This window comes from Ahniella affigens, from assembly GCF_003015185.1.
GTDB lineage: Bacteria > Pseudomonadota > Gammaproteobacteria > Xanthomonadales > Ahniellaceae > Ahniella > Ahniella affigens.
In genome coordinates, this window is sequence record NZ_CP027860.1 from 4217430 (window position 1) to 4240153 (window position 22724).

General features: G+C 61.9%; 11 protein-coding genes. 5 read left to right on the plus strand and 6 right to left on the minus strand.

Going from position 1 to position 22724, the window contains the following annotated elements; all coding sequences use genetic code 11:
• Nucleotides 1–592: 592 nt before the first annotated feature.
• Nucleotides 593–2344, minus strand: coding sequence for a gamma-glutamyltransferase (gene ggt / locus C7S18_RS16330; protein ID WP_106894068.1), 1752 nt, complete (start codon nt 2342–2344; stop codon nt 593–595).
• Between the two features lie 173 nt (nt 2345–2517).
• On the opposite strand from ggt, the gene C7S18_RS16335 reads away from it, so the two are divergent.
• Nucleotides 2518–7314, plus strand: a complete 4797-nt coding sequence (locus C7S18_RS16335; protein ID WP_170113308.1) for a Calx-beta domain-containing protein — start codon at nt 2518–2520, stop codon at nt 7312–7314.
• A gap of 246 nt (nt 7315–7560) precedes the next feature.
• Here the strand turns inward: C7S18_RS16335 and nagE are convergent, their stop codons facing one another.
• From nagE to C7S18_RS16355, 4 genes are all read right to left on the minus strand, one after another.
• A complete protein-coding gene (gene nagE / locus C7S18_RS16340) occupies nt 7561–9270 on the minus strand; it encodes an N-acetylglucosamine-specific PTS transporter subunit IIBC (protein ID WP_106892575.1) in 1710 nt (569 codons plus the stop codon).
• A complete protein-coding gene (ptsP, locus tag C7S18_RS16345; protein ID WP_170113309.1) occupies nt 9267–11762 on the minus strand; it encodes a phosphoenolpyruvate--protein phosphotransferase in 2496 nt (831 codons plus the stop codon). The genes nagE and ptsP overlap by 4 nt, the downstream gene beginning before the upstream one ends.
• The gene (locus C7S18_RS16350) at nt 11759–14002 is read right to left on the minus strand and encodes a beta-N-acetylhexosaminidase (RefSeq protein ID WP_106892577.1); all 2244 of its coding nucleotides are present in this window, start codon (nt 14000–14002) and stop codon (nt 11759–11761) included. Before C7S18_RS16350 ends, ptsP begins: the two co-directional genes overlap by 4 nt.
• A 205-nt stretch (nt 14003–14207) precedes the next feature.
• Entirely contained in the window at nt 14208–16928 is a 2721-nt protein-coding gene (locus C7S18_RS16355) for a TonB-dependent receptor (RefSeq protein ID WP_106892578.1), read from the minus strand.
• Between the two features lie 281 nt (nt 16929–17209).
• Between C7S18_RS16355 and C7S18_RS16360 the strand changes: the two genes are divergently transcribed.
• The 3 genes from C7S18_RS16360 to nagA are packed head-to-tail and all read left to right on the plus strand — an operon-like array spanning nt 17210 to nt 20150.
• The gene (locus tag C7S18_RS16360; RefSeq protein ID WP_106892579.1) at nt 17210–17950 is read left to right on the plus strand and encodes a GntR family transcriptional regulator; all 741 of its coding nucleotides are present in this window, start codon (nt 17210–17212) and stop codon (nt 17948–17950) included.
• Nucleotides 17950–18996 carry an SIS domain-containing protein gene (locus C7S18_RS16365; protein ID WP_206208044.1) on the plus strand — a complete coding sequence of 349 codons (1047 nt, stop codon included), beginning with the start codon at nt 17950–17952 and terminating at the stop codon, nt 18994–18996. Before C7S18_RS16360 ends, C7S18_RS16365 begins: the two co-directional genes overlap by 1 nt.
• Entirely contained in the window at nt 18996–20150 is a 1155-nt protein-coding gene (gene nagA, locus C7S18_RS16370; RefSeq protein WP_106892581.1) for an N-acetylglucosamine-6-phosphate deacetylase, read from the plus strand. The genes C7S18_RS16365 and nagA overlap by 1 nt, the downstream gene beginning before the upstream one ends.
• Nucleotides 20151–20443: 293 nt before the next feature.
• Here nagA and C7S18_RS16375 read toward each other — a convergent pair whose 3' ends face one another.
• Nucleotides 20444–21622, minus strand: a complete 1179-nt coding sequence (locus C7S18_RS16375) for a glycosyltransferase (protein ID WP_146151961.1) — start codon at nt 21620–21622, stop codon at nt 20444–20446.
• Nucleotides 21623–21725: 103 nt separating this feature from the next.
• Between C7S18_RS16375 and C7S18_RS16380 the strand changes: the two genes are divergently transcribed.
• Complete coding sequence (locus tag C7S18_RS16380) at nt 21726–22703, plus strand: hypothetical protein (RefSeq protein WP_106892583.1); 978 nt, start codon at nt 21726–21728, stop codon at nt 22701–22703.
• Nucleotides 22704–22724: the final 21 nt, after the last annotated feature.

Below are 22724 nucleotides of genomic sequence, written 5' to 3' on the forward strand. Positions count from 1 at the left end.
CGTGATCAGGGGGGCGGGCGATCAGGTGTTGGCATATGAACGACGGCAGGTCGGGGCGGCGATGGATCGCCACAGCGGCCTTTTGATTCGCAGCGCTCTTCTCTTTGTGGGAGGGCCTTCAGGCCCGAACCAAGCTTGCGGCAGTCCCGTTCCCTTTTTGTAGGAGGGCCTTCAGGCCCGAACCAATCTTGCGGCAGTCCCCTTCCCTTTTTGTAGGAGGGCCTTCAGGCCCGAACCAATCTTGCGGCAGTCCCCTTCCCTTTTTGTAGGAGGGCCTTCAGGCCCGAACCAAGCTTGCGGCAGTCCAGTTCCCTTTTTGTAGGAGGGCCTTCAGGCCCGAACCAAGCTTGCGGCAGTCCCGTTCCCTTTTTGTAGGAGGGCCTTCAGGCCCGGACCAAGCTTGCAGCATCACCGTTCGCGGCTGAAGCCGCTCCTACAAAACAGCGGGTTCCGACCACCTGCGCGGCAAGATTGGTGTGCTGTTTGTAGGAGGGCCTTCAGGCCCGAACCAATGTTGCGACAAGATCGGTTCGCGGCTGAACTCGCTCCCCCAAAAACCCGCGATTCAATGTGCGCGGGCGCCAAGGCTTCATCAGCGCTTGCGATCTATCTCCGGCCCCTTCGCCGAACCCGTGCCGCGCCTTGGGTCATTCGCGCCATAGAACCGATTGCCCGCTACTGGTGACGCGCCCAACGCTGGCGCGCCAATCAAGATCGCCGCCAGATGGTTCTCGGGTTGCGGCTCGGTGAACACATGGCCCCACAACTCGAGAATCATTCGCGTATCCGGGCTCAACGCGCGTGCCTCGACAGCGGTCGCCTCGGGCTGCCACTGCTGATGGAACCGAGGCGCATCCACAGCCTCCTGAATGTTCATGCCAAAGTCGATGACGTTGACAATCGTGTGCAGCACGGCCGTGATGATTCGACTGCCGCCCGGTGTTCCGACCACCATGAAGGGTTGGCCATCGCGCAGCACGATTGTTGGGGTCATCGAGCTCAACGGCCGTTTGCCCGGTGCAATCGCATTGGCTTCGCCTTGCACCAGTCCGTACAGGTTGGGTACCCCGGGTGCCGACGTGAAGTCGTCCATTTCGTTGTTCAGCAAGATACCCGTGCCCGCGGCCGTCACTTTGGCGCCGAACCAGTCGTTCAACGTATAGGTCACGGCCACCACATTTCCATCCGCGTCGGCAATCGAATAGTGCGTGGTGTTGCTGCCTTCGTGCGGCGCCTTGCCGGGCGCCAGCGCGTCGGAATCGCCCGCCTTCCGATCATGGATGGCGCCACGAATGCGACCGGCATGCGCGTCGTCGAGCAGGCGCGCGATGGGGTTCTCAACGAAATCCGGATCGCCCAAGTAGTGATTGCGATCGACATACGCATGACGCATGGCCTCGATCATCCAGTGCGTTGCCTGGGCCGAGCCCCAACCGGCATCGCTGAGCGGATACGCCTCGAGAATATTGAGAATCTCGCAGAGCACGACCCCACCGGAGCTCGGCGGCGGCGCCGAAATCACATGAAACCCACGGTAGTCGCACTCCAGCGGCGCGCGCAGTTTGGCCTGGTAGGACGCCAAATCTTGTTCGGTAATCAGCCCGCCGCCGGCCTTGCTCGCATCGGCAAGACGTGTTGCCGTGGCCCCACGATAGAATCCGTCGCGACCGTTTTTCGCAATGCGTTTCAGACTCTCGGCGAGGTCTTTTTGGATCAACCGATCACCGGCTTTGGGCGCGCTGCCGTCGGCGTTGAGGAAGATGGCGGCCGTTGCCGAGTCTTTGCGAAGGTCCGCCGCGACGGCTTCAATCATGTCGACGTCACCCTGCTCTAACACGAAGCCCTTTTGCGCGAGCACGATGGAAGGTGCGACCAAGCGCTTTCTAGGCAGTGTGGCAAAACGCTCTCGTGCCAGTTCCAGCCCGGCCACCGTGCCCGGCACGCCGACAGCTTTGTATCCCAGCGTGCTAAGCCCCGGAATCACCTGCCCGTTTTCGTCCAGATACATCTTCGCCGTCGCAGCAGCTGGCGCCGTCTCGCGGAAATCAATGAATTGCACCGTGCCATCCGCGAGACGCAAGGTCATGAAGCCGCCGCCACCCAGGTTGCCTGCGGCGGGGTACACCACGGCCAGGGCATAACCCACCGCAATCGCCGCGTCCACGGCATTACCGCCCTCCGCCAACACCCTTGCGCCGACGTCAGTCGCCAGATGTTGCGCGGTCACGACCATACCGTCCCGGGCCGCAACGGGCGGCTCCGATGCAGCGTGGAGCTGACTGAAGTTCAGGCAAAGACTGAAGGCCAATACGCAAGAGGTTGATTTCTTGTAACTCAGTGACATCGCGGCTTGCACCCAAATCGCCAAAGTGAGCGCGCATGCTAGCAGTCCCAGGATTGTGGGACCCGCATCCGGGCCAACCCAAGGCATCGTTCAGGTTGCGCCGTGTCATGCCTTCGCCACGCGGCGCTGCTACGCTCAGGGATTCCAAACAAACTCGCCAAGACAGGGTTTTCATGAACAGAATCGTTCGGCTAAGCGCGCTTGCGCTGGCCATGTCGTCCGTCAGCAGTCTCGCACCAGGGGCGGCATTCACCCCAGGCAACTTGGCCGTCGCGCGCGTAGGCACCGGCAGCGGCGCCCTGAGCGCCGCAGCGACTGCGGTCTTTATCGACGAGTACACCACAAGCGGCACGCTGGTGCAGTCCATCCCGCTGCCCACGGCCGATTCTGGCGCGAATCAGACCTTAACCGTCGCCGGCTCGTCGACCTCGGAAGGCATGCTGACACGCTCGACAGATGACCGCTATTTGGTCCTGACCGGTTATGACGCCGCACCCGGAACAGCCTCTGTGGCGGGCACGACCGCCGCCGCCACGAATCGCATCATCGGCAGAGTGGACGCTACGGGCAGCGTGGACACCACGACCGGCCTCAACAGCGCCTTCAATACGAGCAATATCCGCAGTGCCGCCACCGCCGATGGCTCCGGCATCTGGGCTGGCGGCACCGGCGCCAGCGGTACGGGTGGTATTTGGTACCAGACTTTCGGTGTGATCGGCGCAGGTACCCAGGTGAGTACGACGGTCACCAACACGCGCAATCTGGGCATTTTTGCCAATCAGCTTTACACCACCGCACAATCAGGCGCGATCCGACTCGCGTTCATCGGCTCAGGCTTGCCAACCACAACCGGCCAGATCATGACCAATCTGCCTGGTCTGCCTACGGCGTCGAATTCGCCCTATGGGTTTGTGGTACTCGACCGCACACCCAGTGTTGCCGGAATCGATACCCTTTATTTCGCTGATGACGCAGCGGGACTGCAAAAGTATTCCACCGGTGACGGCATCAACTGGATCGCGCGAGGTTCCGTCGCTGGCAACCTGCGCGGTCTGACCGCGAGAGTCGACTCCATTACCGGTAGCGTCGTCTTGTTCGGCACGTCAACCGCCACGAGCGCCAACACGCTGATCACGCTGACCGACACCGCGGCCTTTGACGCGAATATCGTAGCGACGCCTACGGTGATTGCAACGGCCGGCACCAACACCGTATTCCGTGGCGTTGCGTATGTCCCGTCGGTCGCGGCAACCCCAGAGCTGTCGATTGCCGCAGCGAATGTTGCGGAAGGCAACACGGGCTGCGGCGGCGGCTCGACACCGCTGGATTTCCCCGTGACCGCAACGGTGGCGCCGCTCAGCACGTTGACGTTCAACTTCGCCACCAGCGACGGCAGTGCCACCGCAGGCAGTGACTACACCGGCGTCATGGCCGGAACCGGCACGATCAATGCGGGCCAGACGACCGGTACCGCAACGGTGCAAGTCAGCTGCGACAATCGCGTTGAAGCCAACGAGAATTTCACCGCGAGCCTGACGGCGGGCGCGGGCTACACGATCAGCGCCACGAACGGTAGTGCTACGGGCACGATCGGCAACGACGAAGTCGTGGCGGCTCGAATCAGTGATGTCACGCAGGCCGAGGGCACGGGCGGCGGCACCACCGCGTTCAACTTCACCGTGTCGCTTGATAACGGTGTCGAAGCCGGTCTGGGCGGCATCAGCATGCTGTACACCGTCGATGCTGCGGGCGCCACGCCCGGCACCGATGGCGTCGACTTCCTGAGCCCAGCACCCGAACCCGGCCTGTTTACGATTCCAGATGGCAGCAATAGCGCGACGCTGACCGTGCAAGTCGGCGCCGATAGCACCGATGAACCCAACGACACGTTTGCAGTCACGCTGAGCAACATCGTCGCCGGCAGTATTGTCGATGCGACCGGCGATGGCACGATCACCAACGATGATTCGGCTGTGCCCGTGATCAGCATCAATGATGTGTCAGTCACCGAAAACGACGCCGGCGGTCCAGCCGTCAATGCGGTGTTTACCGTGTCGATCGTCCCGGCACCAACTGGTACGGTCACGGTCACTGCCGACACGGCCAGTGATTCCGCGGTGTCGCCTGGTGACTTTACGTCGACCAATGCAGTCCTCAGCTTTGACAATGCCAACACGACTCGTCAGTTCACCGTACCGATCACCAATGACTGCACGATCGAAGGCAGCGAAAGCTTCTTTGTGAATCTGAGCGGCCTGACCGGTACCGCCGCGATTGGCGATAGCCAAGGCGTGGGCACGATCACCGATAACGATGTCGCGATCAATGCCAGCATCTCGTTCCTGACGCCGAGTGCCAACGAGGGCGACACCGGCACGAACACCCGCGTGGCACGCGTCACGCTGGATCGCGCGATGCAATGTGGTGACTTCACCTACAGCGTCAACAGCACAGGTGGCACTGCGACCTCTGGCACCGACTATCAAGCCGTGGCTGTCAGCAACCAGACAATCAGTGGCGCGGCGACGACCGCCGACGTCAACGTCACGATCAACGGTGACCTGGACAGCGAAAGCGATGAAACCGTGACGCTGACCCTGACGGGCGGCGGCACAAACGTCACGATCACTCCCAATACCGCCACGGCCACGCTCGTCAACGACGACACCGCGCCGGTCATGACCATTGCCGAGATCCAGGGCGACGGCTCGGCCACGACGGTGCCGGCCGCACCGAACAACGTGGTCACGACCTTTGGCAATGTGGTGACGACGGTCGCGCCGACCGGCTTCTACATGCAGATGGCGGTGGGCGACGCGAACATGGACACGTCGGATGCGATCTTCGTGTTCACGGGCGCGGGCAGTCCATCCCTGACCAACCTCGCGGCTGGCGACGTGGTCACCGTGCGCGGACCAGTGGTCGAGTTCAACGGTATCACCGAGTTCACCACGGGCTCGGGCATGCCGATTGTTGCTGAGACCGGCACCGCAGCCTTGCCGGCAGCGTTCGTGCTCGACAATGCGATTCCGTCGCCGAACAACCTCGTGCCGTTCTGCGATGCCGACAATGACAACAATACGGGCGGCGCCAGCGGTCAGTTCCAGACTACCGATACGTTCCTCACGCGCAACTATGAGTGCCTGGAATTCATGCGCGTGACGACGAGCACGGGCGTGGTCAATGGCCCGAACCAGACGTTCGGTACCGATCCGTATGCCGAGATGTACATGACCACGAGTGGCGCCCGCAGCTTCCGTGAGCCGGGCCACTCGGTCCTGGTCAACAACGAAAACGTCGCTGCGGTGAATCTGACCCCGCCAGCACCGGTGCTGCCAACGTCGCCGATCTGGGATGCCAACCCTGAAATCTTCGAACTGGACGTCGACAAGTTCTTTACGACCACGACGAAGAACGTCCTGCCACCGCGCACCACGTTCTCAGCAACTGGCTTGCTGGGCTTCGAATTCGGTGGCTACGAGTTCTGGGTCACCGCGAACAGTGGCAACACCGAAGCTGACCTGACCGTGCAGACGCCCGGCCCCGAACTGCCCATTCCGGTGCCAACCGCCGCACCGACCCAGCTGACCGTCGGCTCGCTGAACGTGCTGCGCCTTTATGACTACTGCGATGACCCGGGCAGCAGCTCGGGCAACGAGCCCGTCAACGTGGCCGAAACCGACCGCAAGCTGCTGAAGCTGTCGGCGTATATCCGCAACGTGCTGAAGAGCCCGGATGTCATCGGTATTCAGGAAGTCGAGCTGCCAAGCGTTACGTGCACAACGGGCGACCCGACATCGGCACTGCAATTGCTCGCCAACAAGATTGCCGCCGATGGCGGCCCGTCGTATGCCGCGATCAATTCGCCGAGCACCAACGACATCGGTCGCATTTCGGTGGCCTTCCTGGTGAACACGGCACGGGTATCGGTGACCACCACTACCCAGCTCCGTGCAACCGAGCAGTGGACGTTCACGGCGAACGGCACCCCAACCACCGCGCTGTTGCATGACCGACCACCGTTCCTGCTGCGCGCCCAGACGACGGTTGGCAATGGCGGCGTGTTCGACTTTGCGGTCATGACCAATCACCTGCGCTCGCTCGGTGGCATCGACACGATCAACACCGTCACGAATCAGGAGAACGCACACCGCATCCGTCGGAAGAAGCTGGCGCAGTCTGTGGCCGTGGCGTGTGAGGCCCAAACCTTCCAGACCGCCAACCCGCTGGTGCCACTCGTCTTGATCGGCGACTACAACGCGTTCGAGTTCTCCGACGGCTATACCGATGTCAACGGCATCATCCGTGGCGACACCGATCCGGCCAAGAGCGAGTACGACATCGGCTTTGACGGCATGACCGGCGGCTGTACCCCGTTTCCGAACGGCCAGATCGTGTCGCCCGCGTTAACGGAAGCGTTGTTCTCACTGCCTGCCACCGAGCGCTATTCGTATGTGTTTGGCGGCAACCCGCAGGAGCTCGATCACGCGTTCCTGAGCACAGGGGCACAGTCGCGCTTTATTGCCTTTGCTTACGGTCGCGGCAATGCTGATGCGCCCGCCCGCGAAGAAACGCAGCCGCTGATCACGGTGCCGGTGGAAAAGGTTCTGTTTGCGTCCGACCACGACGGCTTTGTGATGCGACTCGACCCAAGCGCCAATCGCGCGCCGCTTGTCGCGAGCCCGATTGCGAATCAGAGCGGGGTCGTCGGCAACAGCGTCACGCTGAATGTGCTGAGTTCATTCTCCGATCCGGACAACGACACGCTGACTTGCACCGCTCAGAGTCTGCCGAATGGCCTCAGCATCAATAGCAGCTGCGTGATCTCGGGCACCTTGGCGGCTGGTTCGGACATGGGCTCGCCTTACACGGTCACCGTACGCGCAACCGACACCTCCGGCCTGTTTGTCGAGACCACGTTTACGTTCACGGTGTTGCCGGTCGCCGTGTTCGCCGACGGCTTCGAGTAATCGGCCTTTGGGAGGTCTGAAACAGTCCACCGCGGCTGCATTCAGACCTTCCCCGTTGGCCCCACGATCAAGGCCCGCGCATAGCGGGCCTTTTCTTTTGGGACTCGGTGATTCGTATTGTGGAGCTGTTCCGGCCGCAGCGATTCGCGACGGGCCAAGGGCGCTCAGGCACCTATCGCGAAGCCAACCGCGCGTGGTCGGCTCTTGCTATCGCGAAGCCAACCGCGCGTTGTCGGCTCCTGCGGGTTAAGCAGGCATCGTCGGCAACAGGTCCAACATTGCGACAGCATCTGCATGCAGCAAATGCCAGGTACCATCCGCGGACTCATAAACGCCGCGTGGAAACAGCGCCGCGATCGCATCGCGCTCGACCATGGCGGCATGATGCACGGACACGAGTGCTCGTCCGCTGCGTGCGACAACCGTTTTAATATTGTGCTGACCGCCCATTGCCGTAACCAGGGTACGAAGAACGTCGGGGTCCAGCGCCGGACGCGTCGACTGAGCGGACGCACGCGTCTGACGCGACAACGGTTGCGGCGCGCTACCCGCGTCGGTCAATCGGCTCGATTGCCAATGCGTGCGAATCTGACTGGCGATCCGATCGGCCTCAGGCCCTACAACGACTTGCAGACCCTGCTTGCCCACTTCGATCGTGCCGCGAGCACCGAGTTGCTTAAGGGCATCGCGCTGGATGCTCTGGCGATCCTTCAAGTCGAGGCGAAGTCGTGTGGTACAGGCAGAAATATCGAGGATGTTCGACGCACCGCCGAGTCCGTCGATCCAGGCTTGCGCCGCACGGCTCGGGGTGCCATCTGACGATGCCGCAGGCAAGGACGCTGTGCCTTCGGCTTCACGGCCGGGCGTGGCCAGATTGAACCGCCGAATCGCGACGGTGAAGGCGAAGTAGTACACGAGCGCATACGCTGCACCGACCGGCAGCAGCAGCCATGGCTTTTGCGCTTTGTCCAGATTCAGCACGAAGTCCAATGCACCCGCAGAGAAGCTGAAGCCGAGGTGCACATTGAGTGCGTCCATCAAGGCCATCGAGACGCCGGTCAACAACGCATGCAGTGCATACAGCACCGGAGCCAAGAACATGAAGCTGAACTCGATCGGCTCGGTCACGCCCGTCAGGAACGACGTCAAGCCCATCGACAGCAACATGCCGCCCACCGCTTTGCGCCGCTCGGGCCGGGCTTGTCGATACATCGCGAAACATGCAGCGGGCAATCCAAACATCATCACCGGGAAGAATCCGGTCATGAACGCACCCGCATTCGGGTCGCCCGCAAAGAAGCGCTTCAAGTCACCGCTGACGCCCTGGAAGTCGCCAACGATGAACCAGGCCACGTTGTTCAGGATGTGGTGCAACCCGGTGACGATCAGAATGCGATTCAGCACCCCAAACACGAACAGTCCCATGCCGCCGCTCTCGATCACTGCGTGACTGAGCGCGTCCATACCGCTGTTCAGATACGGCCAGGAGAATCCGAATACGGCGGCCACCACGAGCGCCGCGCAACCCGATGCGATCGGCACAAACCGCCGGCCGCCAAAGAACGCGAGATAGGCGGGCAACTGGATGTCGCTGTAGCGGTTGTACAGCACGCCCGCGATGATGCCGGACAGTATCCCGATCGGCACCCCGAGCTTGCTGACCTCCAAGCCATCCGTTCCGAGAATCGCCGCGATGCCTTCGCTCGCAATCAGGAATCCGACGACGCCAGCCAACCCAGCGGCGCCATGATTCTCTTTTGCCAAACCCACGGCGACGCCGATCGCAAACAAGAGCCCAAGGTGCGCGAAGATCGCATTGCCAGCCGCCGATACAAACGGCAGATCGAGGAGATCGGGTTGACCAAACCTGAGCAGCAGTCCGGCCACTGGCAATACGGCGATCGGCAGCATCAACGCGCGACCAATCTGTTGGGTCGCCTGGCGCCAATCAATCATGGGGAGACTCCTTGCAAGGTATGACGAACGGCGCGCCGCACAGCGTCGGCAGACGGCAGACTCAGCACATCGGCCGCGAGCTGTTGACACTCAGCCAGTCGCAACTGGCGCGCCTGCTGCTTGATCCGTGGTACTTGCCTGGGCACGACCGACAGTTCAGCAACGCCAAGTCCGAGGAGGACCGGCACCGCCTCCGGATCGCCCGCGAGTCCACCGCAGACCGACACGCTACGGCCCGCCGCCAGACCTGCCTTCGCGACCATGCTGATCATCCGCAATACGGCGGGGTGCATCGCATCGAGGGCGCCCGCGAGTGCTGCGTGGCCGCGATCCATTGCGAGCACGTATTGCGAGAGATCGTTGCTGCCAATCGATAGGAACGCCGCTTCGGTGGCGAGCTGCTCGGCGAGCATGGCGGCTGCGGGCGTTTCAATCATGACGCCGAGCGACACCGGCGCGGCGATATTCAACTCGGCCACGCAAGCATCGAAGCACGCTTTGGCGGTTCGAAACTCGGACAGATCGTTGACCATCGGCAACATCACGCGCAGTGGCCCGGCAGCGGCTGCTTTCAGCGCTGCGCGGAACTGCACGGCCAACAGATCCGGATGCCGCAACGAGAAGCGCAGCCCGCGAATCCCGAGCGCTGGGTTTTCTTCGGCCGCAATCGGCAGATACGGCAACGGCTTGTCGCCGCCGACATCCAGCGTTCGCAGCGTCAGCATGCCGCCGTTCAGGCCTTGCACGATCCGCGTGTATTCCTGTGTCTGCTCCGCTTCGTCTGGCGCGGCACGCCGATCGAGAAACAGAAACTCGGTCCGTAGCAGCCCACAGCCATCGGCACCGTGTGCCGCCGCGGGCGCTGCTTCGTCAGCGGCACCGAGATTGGCATGCACGCGAACAGGCACGCCGTCCTGAGTCAGCGCTGGCTTCGCGGCCTCGCGCAGCGCCACCGCGTCGCGTTCACGCTGCGCTTCCAGACGGGCGCGTGCTAAAGCGCATTCGGCGTCGGTGGGTGTGCGGTGCAGCGCACCGCGATCGGCATCGAGGATCAGTGCCTGACCCGGTTCGATCTGCAGCACCGCGCTCCCCAGACCCATCAACGTCGGCACGCCGCGCGCGGCGGCAAGCAGCGCCACGTGGGAGCTCGGGCCGCCCCGAGCCATCGCCAATGCTGCAAGCCTGCCGAGATCGAGCTGCGCAAATTGCGAGGGCAGCAATTCGTCCGCAATGACAATCGCCTGCTCCGGTAACGGGCGATCGGGCATCGGGTCCTGCCCCAGCATGGCACGCAGCACCTGCCGTTCCAGATCAACCAAATCCGCAGCACGCTCGGCGTGTAAAGCGTGATGACTACCCTGCAGCAACGCGACATGATGACGTACTGCGAGCCGCCAGCCCGCACCGGCACTGGCGCCGGCCCGGATTTCGGCCTCCGCTCGTGACTGGAGTTCTGGGTCTGTCAGCAACACCGCGTGCGCATCCAGAATCGCGGCAAGCGCGCCGTTCGCACGCGCCCGAGTACGGGTCTGCGCGGCGGCAACCGTCGCCAGTGAATGGGCGAGTACGGCGAGCTCGGTTGTGATCGCACCCGCGCGGGCGGGCACTTCCAATTCGGGCTCGACGAGTCGGTACGCCACACCGACTGCCAATCCACGAACCGCGATGATGCCCAACAATGCATCGGTCTGTGCGGCTGGCGCGACCGGCAGCGTCTCTGCTGGCGTCGTCAAAGCGGCCAGTGGCACCAGCTGATGACGCAGTTGCTGCAACGCCGCCTCGGCGTCCGGGCCTTCGGCCAACACTTCAACCTCGTCCTGACACACCAGCCCGAGACTCATCAACGCGATTGCCGAACGCGCATTCGCATCGCGGCCGCGATGAATCACCCGTACATCAGCCTGCAGTGACTTCAAGCTCGACACCAGTTGCGCCGCGGGACGCGCATGCAAGCCGTGCTCGAATGGAATCCGAAAACACTGACGTGCCGTAGTGGCGACGATGGCATTTGCAGCGACTGATTTCTCGGCAGTCTCAGGCTCCGACTCGATGGCAAACAGCGCATCGCCGCGCTGCACGGGCCTCGGTGTCGGCAGATCGATGATCTGACCACCCGAGACCAGCAGAATCGGTGTGGCGGTGCTGGGCGCTTCGCGGGCGATCAAGTCCAGATCGAAACGCAACAGACAATCACCCTGACGCACTTCCTGACCATCCTGCACACAACACTCGAACCCGCTTCCATGCAGGTTCACGGTATCGATTCCGACGTGCATCAGCACGTCCATGCCGCCCGCCACCCGGAGCGTCAGCGCGTGCCGGGCCGCGCCCATCAAGATGACGGTGCCGTCGGCGGGTGCGTACAGGGCGTCATCCAACGGCTCGATCGCCAGTCCGGGACCCGCGAGCCCTGTACTGAACACCGCGTCAGCCACTTCACTCAAGGGCAGCAGCCATCCGGCGCAGGGTGCCCGCAATTGCACGCGACTCATCGTGGACTCCAGCGAATGCGATCGATCACCCAGACTGGTTCCAGTTGCGCCTGCGCAAACTGCAGACATACATCGTCGTCCTCTGCGAGCGTCGGAAGCTCGGTCAATAGCAATGCGGTGACACCCGGATTGCTGAGTGCAGCCTGCAACGACCAACGATGCAATTCTGGCCCCTGACAACTACCCCGGCGCATGACGAGCTCTGGAAACGTCGACTGCGGTGACTCGAACCGGATCTGATCCTTGGCCGCGCCAATCTGGAAGTTGAATGGCACCTGGCCAATGTCGATCTGGACGGCGGCCGCTTTGGTCAGCGGCGCCTTGGGCCAGATCCAGCATGGGTGTTGAATATCAACGGCAAAGCGTGCGCGCGCGCCAGCAAACGGGGCGTCGTCTTCGAGGTGGATCGGTATCGCGTCGCCACAGAGCTTCAGCGACGCACTGGTGCGCAACCAGCGCTCGGCACCCGGCTCGAGTTGTCGCACGCGCGAGATCGGTTGGTCGCCCAAATAGGTTTGGGCGTAGATCGTTCCAGGACGTTTCGCCAACGCTTGCCATGTGGGATCGCGCGCCGTCACCGTGGCGCTGCTGCTGACGCGGATCGTGCCGAACTGCACTTGATTGACGACCATCGTCTCGCCTGCGGCGTCCGTCTCGACACGTGGTGCAAACGCGCTGTCGGCATAGGCGAGATGCAAGCGGTCATAGATCGCAAACGACGCGGGCAACCGCTTCAGAAAGCCTTGCCAGTCCTTCTGCGCCGACTGGGTCCAAGCTACTTCCGCGAGTGCCGCCAAACGCGGGAACGCCATGTGTGCCATTCGGTCTTCGGTGCGAATATGTTCGCTCCAGAGGTTGGCTTGAATGCCGAGCACGTGTTGCCGCTTATCGGCTGCGATCCCCTTCGGCATGGGGTTGAACGCATAGACCGATGCGAGTGTGACCTGGCGGACGCGGCCGGGCGGTTCATCGCTGGCATCAGACTGACTGTTGTCCAGATACAGATCAGGCCACGGCGATAACACGGTGTCGTGGCCCTTCGCGGCAGCTTGCAAGCCCCCATCAATGCCGCGCCAGCTCATGATGACGGCCCCCGGATCAAGTGCGGGGCTGAGCATTTCGTCCCATCCGATCAAACGGCGCCCGGAGTTGGCAACGAATTGGGCGAGCGGCTCCGTGTAGGCCGCTTGCAAGGTGGCGCGGTCATCGCGTCCCAATCGGGCGATCAATGTCTGCCCGGCTGGCGATTGGCGCCATTGCGTCGCGTCCAGTTCGTCGCCACCGACATGCAGGTAATGGCTCGGAAACACCGCCATCACTTCGCGCAAAACGTTCTCGACAAACGTCTGCGTCGTGGGCTCCAAACTCAGGAGATTCTGATAGATGCCCCAATCGGCGGGAACCGCTTTGACACTGCCCGGAATCGCGCCAAGTTCGGGGTAGGCGGCGATGATGGCACTGGCGTGCGCCGGCACGTCGATCTCGGGAACGATCAAGATCCCGCGCGCGGCGGCATAGGCCGCCAGTTCGCGCGCCTCGGCTTGGGTGTAGAACCCGCCGTATGAGCGCGGCTGCCCGGAATCGTCCGTGCCCGCGGCGCCAGCCGGGACACGGAATGCCCCGACTTCCGTCAGCCTTGGATACTGTTTGATCTCCAAGCGCCAGCCCTGGTCGTCGGTCAGATGCCAATGCAACACATTGAGCCGGTGCCAAGCCATGGCATCGATGAAGCGCTTGATGAAGTCGACGGATTGCATGTGCCGGGCTGAATCGAGCAGCGCGCCACGCCAGCGAAATCGCGGCGCATCGACGATTTGCTCTGCAGGCAGTGACCCACCGTCAGCCGAGCACAACAATTGCAGAAACGTATTGGCCGCCTGATGCAGGCCTGCGGCGTGCCGCGCCGAGAGCAGAACGCGCTCCGGTTCGATCGTAATCCGATACGACTCGTCGGAGTCGCCAATCGCCAGAACGGCAAGGTCGATGCGCTTTTGCGCGGGCGCGTCCGGGTTCAGCGGAATCGTTCGGTCGCAGAGCGCCATCGCCCGCTGCGCGAGTGTTTCGGCGATGGCCGCCGCGGCAGGATCTTGGGCCCGGAACGCGGCATCGCGAAGATCGAACGCACCGGCTTGCTCGGTGCGCTGATTCGGCTGCGGCACGATCGGCAAACTGGCCGCCTGTACGAACCAGACCACCATTGCGAGCGTTCCGAACAGAAAGCTTTTTTGTAATCCAGACATCGACAATCACCGTGGGCGCAGCATTCGGGCGGTCGCGTCGATCTTATCCAGCGTTGCCGGATGTACAAGCAGCGCGCGACGTGCGCCCGACGTGGTTGGGCCTAAAAAAAGAGCCCGGTATCCCGGGCTCGGAACTGAGAAAGCGATGCCGGTGGATGAGGATCTTGGGGAGGTATCCACCGGCACCTAATGCATCCATCCGTTCTCAGAATCCCACACGCACACCAAAGTAGAACTGGCGACCGTTGCGATAGAACGCACGCGGCTGATCCTCATTCATGCCGTAATACTTGAGGATCGGATCATTGAGGTTCAGACCTTCGAGCGTGAAGGTGACATGGTCATTGAGGCGATACGACGCCGACGCCGACACCGTGGCGGTCGCATTCTGATATTGCGGTGAGCTGCGATCGAGGCCAACGAAGAAGTCCGAGCGACGGCTGTACGACAAGCGCGCGTTGAAGCGCTCGTTTTCGTAGTAGGCGCCAAAGTTGTAAGTGTTCTTCGATGCACCAACCAGATCAGCACCGTTGTCTTCCTCAGCGTCGGCAAACGTATAGTTCGCGAACGCGCCAAAGTCACCGGCAATCGGGCCTTGCCAGGCGAGTTCAAATCCTTGCACCGAGCCTGACGTGTTGACTGGTGCCGAGATCGTGTACGTCGCGAAGCCACCCGTACGGATGTTGAGCAGTGAGGTCTGATACGTACCAAACCCGACGTAGTTGTCGAGATCCATGTAGTACACGCCACCAGACAATAAACCGCGCGGGCTGTAATACCACTCGAGCGCCGCATCGAAGTTGTTCGAACGGATCGGTTCCAGTTCCGGATTGCCGCCGTTGCCCGTCAGCGTGGTGTCATCCGCCGTCAAGGCGCCACCGAGCGCGCTGAAGTCGGGGCGTGCCATCGTGCGTGACGCCGCGATACGGCCGACGAGATCGTCAGTCAGGTCCCAACGCAGATTCAGGCTTGGCAGAATGTCGTGATACGTATTCTTGACCGGCAGTTGGTAGTAGGAACCAAATGCCGACGTCGTGATCGCACCGGCCACCGAACACGGCGCCAACGGTGCGCAGACCGAGCCCGGGATGGCGACGTTGGTCAGCACTTCTTCTTCCGTGCGCACAAACCGCACGCCCACGTTGCCACTGAAGGTGTCGGTGCCAAACGAGCCCATTACGTAGGCGGCCGTGTTCTGCTCTTCGATTGCAAACTCACCCGGCCAATAGTCGCGCGTCTCTGGATCGCGATTCGAGAAGATGTCGCCCCAACGCTCCAGTTCAGCCGGCGACAGCTGCCACACGTTGCGCGGGAAATTGCCGCCCAAGCCGGAGCCGAAATCGCCCGGATACGTCTCGCCGTTCCAATTTGGCAGGTTCGCCGGATTGAACGGATCTGCGGCCCAATTCGGGCCCTGCGCGACCTGTTCGGTATCGCGATCGTGACCGGCGTAACGCACACCGAACTTCAGCGTGTTGAAGACGCCATCGAGCGCGTATTCGCCGTCCAGCTGCGCATATTGTTCTTTGTCGTTGGTCTTGGCCGGGCTGGCGCCGAAGATCCAGTCCAGGCTGGTGCCGGCGAAGTTGCTGACATCGCCACTCGGAAAGCTGACATCGGCCGCACTGCCAATGCCATGGAACGTGTATGCCGCGCCCGTATTGAACACATCACCTTCGAATACTGCTTGCTTCGGCGTGACACCGTTGCCTTCGCTATAGCCAAACTTCCCGGCGACGCTGAAGCGATCGGTCGCCAGCCAGTTGACGTCGAGATTCAGGAAGTCGGTATCGGAGTAGGCGCCCGGACGATAGATCTGATCAACGATCGCATACTGGGCGCGGTTCGCGTCGGTCCCGACGTTGTTCCAGGTCGCCGAAACGAGCGTCCCGTTGCGGACGGTGTAGCTGTCCGGAATGCGGTTGTCGGTGCCGATCACGCGACTGCCCCAGAACATCCAATTGCGATTGAAGTTGCTCGCGTTCAACTTGCTCTTGAAGTAGTTGAGATCGATGTCCAGGTTGTCGGTCGGCTTGAACTGCAAATCCAACACGCCGCCTTTGCGCTCGCGCTTCTGTTCGAACAACGCCGAGCCAATCAACGTCGGATACCAAACATTGGCCAGGTCGGGACGCGCCTGCGCAAGTGCGCTCGTTGGCGCGATTTGGGAATAGCCCAGGATCTCTTGACCATCGCGACGCAGCGAGCGCTTTTCGTCGAACAATTGCAGCAGCGCGCCAAAGGTGCCCGCTTCGTTTTTCCAGTTGCCGAGCACGCTGAACTGCGGCTCCGTGTCGCCTGGCAGATCGGAATAGACACCCTGCAGGCTCGCTTCGAGCGTGGTCGCGTTCTTGAAATCCAGCGGCTTTCGGGTCGCGATGTCGACCGCACCAGCAACGCCACCCTCGACGAGGTCAGCCGTCGCACTCTTGCGAACAGTCACCTTGCCGACGATTTCGGACGGCAACATCGAATAGCTGACGCTACGACCCACCAGACCGACCTGGTCGAGCACAAACCAATCGCCCGACGCCACGGCGTGGCCATTGATCAAGGTCTGCGTCAGACTCGGATTCGTGCCTCGCAGACTGACGCGATCGTTTTCGTCAAATCCACCCGAGCCACCCGATTGCGATTGGGTGGTGACGCCCGGCACGCGCTGCAGCGAGTCGGCGACATTCTTGTCCGGCATCTTGCCAATGTCTTCGGCCGTGATCACTTCGGACACGGTGTCGGCGTCGCGCTTGTCAGACAGCGATTTCTCCAAGGAGGAACTGATGCCACGGACGACCATGGCTTCGAGTTCGGTGGCCTCTTCTGGTTTGGCCTTGCCGGAATCGTCAGTTTCGGCGGCGGATGTGCCGAATGCGGCACTGAGCAGCGCGACGGAAACCGCCACTGCGATCGTATTGCGCTTGAATGTCATAACCTTCCTCCAGAGGGGTTGAGCTGTACCCAGTTGTGCCGTGCCCGGCGCGTGTCGATGAGCCCGACAATGCCGATCCCTGACCGGTGCAAGTAAGGGATAGATACCAAAGCAATGCCAGATGCAAAACGTGACAATACCTATACCGTACCATTTTAACGAATGCAATGCTAAAGTGGCCTCGAAGTGGTCATTTTCGATGGTGCGCTGCGCCATTTGTGGTTCAGAGTGAAATTTTCCCAGACTTGTGGTACTAAATTGGTTCTATTGAGAATTAACCCATGAGCCCATTGCTGAAAGCGCTGCGCCCGCTCGACCCGGACAACCAGCAACCGCTGTATCAGCAGTTGCAGCGCGCCCTGCGCGAAGCCATAGAACAGCGCGTACTCGGGGTCGACGACGCGCTGCCGGCCGAACGCCAGTTGGCCGAAGAACTGCAGGTGTCACGCATCACCGTTCGGAAGGCCATTGAAGGCCTGGTCGAAGAAGGGCTGTTGGTGCGAAAGCAAGGCGCCGGCAATTTCGTGGCCGCGCGCGTGGAGAAGAATTTCGCCAAGTTGACGTCGTTCTCGGAAGACATGCGCGCCCGCGGCCGGACGCCTCATAGCCAATGGCTGCGCCGCCTGGAAGGCACGGTCACGCCGGAAGAAGCGCTCACATTGAGGCTCAGCCCGGGCGCGCCGGTGTTTCGCTTCCACCGCATCCGGTTTGCCGATGACACGCCGATGTCGTTGGAGTACGCGACCATCGTCGCCACGGCCCTGCCCGGACTTGCGGCAGTCGACGACTCGCTTTACGCCGCCTTGGAGCACGCTGGCAATCGGCCTGTGCGGGCCTTGCAACGTCTACGCGCTCTGGTGCTGCGAGCCGAGCAAGCCAAGTTGCTGCAGGCGCGCGAAGGGGATGCCGGATTGCTGGTCGAGCGCGTCGGGTTTCTGCGCGATGGCCGCGCGATCGAATTCTGCCAATCCTATTACCGCGGCGATACCTACGATTTCGTCGCTGAGCTGAGCGAACAATGATGCCGCAAGCATTGCATCCAAGAACCCCTACCTTGCTGTTTCGCGAAGCCGCCGAAGCCGCCCAGGCCGTGCGCGTGGCCACCATTCGCAATCGCGCGGCATTGGCGGAACTATCGGCCCGTTTGCGAGCACAGCCGCCGCGTGTGGTCGTGACGTGCGCGCGCGGCAGCAGCGACCATGCCGCGACCTATGCCAAGTATCTGATCGAAACCCGCACGGGTTGCATCGTGGCCTCGGCGGCGCCGTCGATCTGCTCGGTGTACAGCACACGGATGCAATGGCAGGGCGCCTTGTTCCTCGCCATCTCGCAATCGGGCAAGAGCCCCGATTTGTTGGCTGCGGCCAAGGCTGCCCGCGCTGGCGGCGCCTTGGTGGTATCGCTGGTCAATGTCGAGGATTCGCCGCTCGCCGGCGCATCAGACTATGTGCTCGCGCTCTCTGCTGGGAGCGAGCAGAGCGTGGCCGCATCCAAGAGCTTCATTGCGGCATTGGCCGCCATCCTGCAATTGGTCGCCGCCTGGACCCAGGACCCTGAGCTCAAGCAAGCCAGCAACGCGCTGCCTGACCTTCTCGAACAAGCCTGGGCGCTCGACTGGCAGTCTGCCGAGCAGGCGCTGCAGCAGGCATCGCACCTCTTTGTGCTGGGCCGCGGCCTCGGGCTGGCCATCGCCCAGGAAGCTGCCCTCAAGTGCAAGGAAACCTCGGGGCTGCATGCCGAGGCCTTTTCCGGCGCCGAGGTGCAGCATGGTCCACAGGCCTTGCTGAACGCGAACTTCCCGGCGCTGTTGCTGGTGCAGGAGGACGAGACGGAAGTGGGCATGCATGATTTGGCGCAGAGCCTCCTGAATCGTGGCGTTCGGGTGCTGATGGCAGCACGCCGCGTGCCCCCGGGTGCGATAGCGCTGCCGGCAATCAGCGCCGACCCGGCAATCCAGCCAATCCTGCTTGCGCAGAGCTTTTATCGGATGATCAATGGGCTCTCGTTGAATCGCGGATTCAATCCCGATCAACCCCCGCACCTTCGCAAAGTGACCGAGACCCACTGATGCGCCAAGCGCTTTACCATGCCCGCGTACTCACCCCGACTGGATTCGTCGACAATCGGGTCCTGTTATTGCACGGCCGGCATATTCTGGATCTGGTCACCCCCGATGATCGTCGCCTGCAAGGTGCGGAACGAATCGATTGCGGCGGCGATCTGTTGTTGCCCGGATTCATCGACGTGCAAGTGAACGGCGGCGGCGGTGTGTTGTTCAATGATCAACCGAGCGCGGAAGGGATCCGGCAGATCGCGGCTGCCCACCGGCGCTTCGGCACGACCGGCCTGCTACCGACGCTGATCACCGATGACCGCATTCAGATTGAACGTGCCGTGTCGGCCGTGCGCGATGCGATTGATGCGAACGTACCGGGCGTACTCGGTGTCCATATCGAAGGTCCATGCCTCAATGAGGTCCGCGCCGGCGCGCATGACGCGAGCAAGTTTCGCGACCTGGACGAGGACGACATTCGCACGCTGTGCGCACTCCGCAATGGCCGAACGCTGGTCACGTTGGCGCCGGAAATGACCAAGCTCGCGACCATTTCGCGGCTTGCCGACGCCGGCGTCCGAATCTCAGCCGGCCACACTAACGCGCGCTACGACGACATCGCCGCCGCGCTCAAGTATGGCCTGACGGGCTTCACTCATTTGTTCAATGCCATGTCGGGCCTGACCAGCCGCGAACCAGGCGTGGTGGGTGCGGCATTGATTGACGCCGACAGCTGGTGCGGCATCATTGTCGATGGTCATCATGTCGATCCGGTCGTGTTGAAACTGGCGTTGTCGTGCAAGCCCAAGAAGCGGTTCATGCTGGTTACGGATGGCATGCCGTGCGTGGGCACAGAGGCCCAGGAGTTCATGCTGCAGGGTCGGCGCATTCACGTTGAAGGCGGGCGTTGCGTTGATGACGACGGCGTGATCAGCGGCTCCAGCCTGGATATGGCCAGTGCGCTCAGGAACGCAGTCCGTTGGCTTGGCCTCAGCATGGCAGAGGCCGCTTACATGGCGAGCACGGGACCAGCCGAGTTTCTTGGTATTGCACACGAGTATGGCAAGATCGCTGCGGGCTATCGGGCGAACCTGGTCCGCTTGGGCGATTGCTTCAAGGTGCGTGGCACCTGGATCGACGGGCAGTGGCAGTCTGCTGAACCAGTCTGAACTGCTGCGTTTCACGCCATTCGAGCGCCGCGGCAATCAGCATCGAATCGAATTCGGCCACCGAGGCGCTGCGTCCCGCGCCCGGCCGGACGCAGCACTTTAGGATCAAACAGCTACTTGTTGGATTCCAAACGGGCCATCCATGGCCCAGGGCGAACCGAAACCGATCCAGTCCGACTTTGGGAGGGTCTGAAAGTCCAGGATGGACTTGTTCAGACCCTCCCTCGGTAGACGCCTGCAAGCGCGTCACATGGATGGCAACCCGGATGTCCGATCGACTCCAGCGCACGACGCTAGCTGGCGACCAGTTGTCGCAGGAATCGAATCAGCACGCGACCTGTGTTGGCCAGATTTTTGTGTGAGCGCGCGATCAATGTCACATCGTCGACATGATCTCGCGGCTGCTCCAATGCTGCACACATCTGATGGCAAAGGTCCACGGGATCACCTGCTTTGAACCAGCGCACGCCCTCGCCTTTCACTTCCAAATTGACCGGAATATCAGACAGCAACGTCAGAATGCCCAAACCGATTGCCTCATAGCTTGCGCCGCCACCAGGAGCGCCCTCGTACAAAGTCGGCTGGATCAGCATCCGGGCACCACGGAGCAAGGCCAATTGCGTGGACTTGGGCACAAAGCCGAGCCGATGGCAGCGCGCGGAAATGCCGAGCGCCTCGATATGCGCCTGTAGCTTGGGATAATGCGTCGGGTCACGAAAATCATTGGTATCACCGGTCAGCACCAGTTCGAAGTCGCTGTACTCAGGACGCTGGACCAGCGCTGCAAACGCGTCGATCACCGTGCGGTGGTCTTTGTGAATCCAAAAGTGATTGCAGACCATCAGGTAGTTCGACCCAATGCCGAACTGCGCGCGGGCCATGATGGGATCGTGCTGAAACCAATCTGGATCAACGTACGAGGTATAAGGCATCACCAGGATGCGCGATGCCTCAATGCCGTAATAGCGCATCAAGCCCTCTGCCACGACCTGCGATGTGCAGTACATCGCGTCGCTTCGGCGCACGAGCTCGCCGAACTCCTCATCACGCTCAGCGCGTTCCTCGGCACTGAACCAATCCGGCCGGTCGCGATGCTGAAAATCGTAAATGTAACCAACCCGGTGCACATGCTGGGTACGAATCGGCAAGCGATTGGGAAAGATCACGTCGGCACCGGACTCGACTGCTGCCAGATTCAATCCACGTGCATCGGTCTCGCACGGCACGAACTGACCGTCCTGCATGAACGCGCGCACCCGTGCGCGCGCCGCCGCAGACTCGGCGCTGATGCCCTCATCGCTGTTCGGTACCGCGTACAGGAGCTGCACATTTTCGCTCGGTGCGGCGGCGCGCAGCGATTTCACGATCACGGCCAACAGATCAATGCCGCCACCCCAGACGACAAATCCGTGCATGGGAATCAAGATCTTCAGCGGTCTGGTCATGGTTGGTATAAATGAAGTCAGCTGCAAATGCTAGCAGCTTGGACGTCTGCGCCGGCACGGCAGCGGCGGCAAACCCCAGGCTCGGGCCGCTTGCGTTATTCTGAATTCGTGGCCTTTGGAACTACCGAACATGATCCGCGCCCTCCAAGATGACGACAATTCGGAGTACCGGCGCGCACTGATTGCTGTGCCCATCGCCATGATGATTGTCGGAACGGCGTTGTATGGGATGGCGCACAGCACCGGCGTACGCCGATTACCGAAGGCGATCCCGGCGCCGGCGCTGACACTATCGACGCGACAAGCTGGTCCGGAGGCCGTTGCGCATCCGCCGATTCCGCCTGACGCGCGCTATTTCGAGTCGGCCCACTATGGCCTGCACAGCACCGCGGATCCTGATATCTCGATGCTGATCCTAGGTCGTGCCGAACGCGCTCGTGACGAGTTAGCGCGCTTGTTGCCAATTCAGGAGGGTCCGCGCATGCAGATGCGCCTGGCCCGGGACCAGGTCGAGTTTCAGAAGTGGTTTCCACGTCGACGTTGGGCAGAGGGTCTGTATCTGAGACCCGTCTCCTACGCTTACGCCGATGCGCAGGAACAACGTCCAGACCAATGGCTGATTCACGAGTCGGTGCACCAGGTGCTGCGTGAGCAAACACCGTTTCATCCCCCGCGCTGGATCGAGGAAGGATTCGCCAGCTATATCGCCTCGGCCACGGTGACCGAAGACCATTGGGCACTCGGCAACTTGGATCCCCACACTTATCCGACTTGGTGGTTCATTGGCACCGACCCCGAGTTCTGGACTCCACAGAGCGCCAACTACTGGCCGCGCAACGGCATGATTCCGATCAGCGTGTTGATTGGCCATGTTGATGGCCCGCCGCACAACCAATCGTTCAACAGCTACTACGTCAGCAGCATGTTGCTGGTGCACTATTTGATGCATGGTGAGCAAGGCCGACATCGGGCGGCGTTTCTGCGCTACTTGCAGAGCCCCGGCACGCCAGCTGATTTCGAGCAACGGGTGGGACGTCTCGGCGTCATACAAGCGCAGTGGGAGCAGGCGCTACCGGCGCAACTGGCGATGGGCTACCGTGTTGAGTAAACCGCTGGCGCGACGGATCGA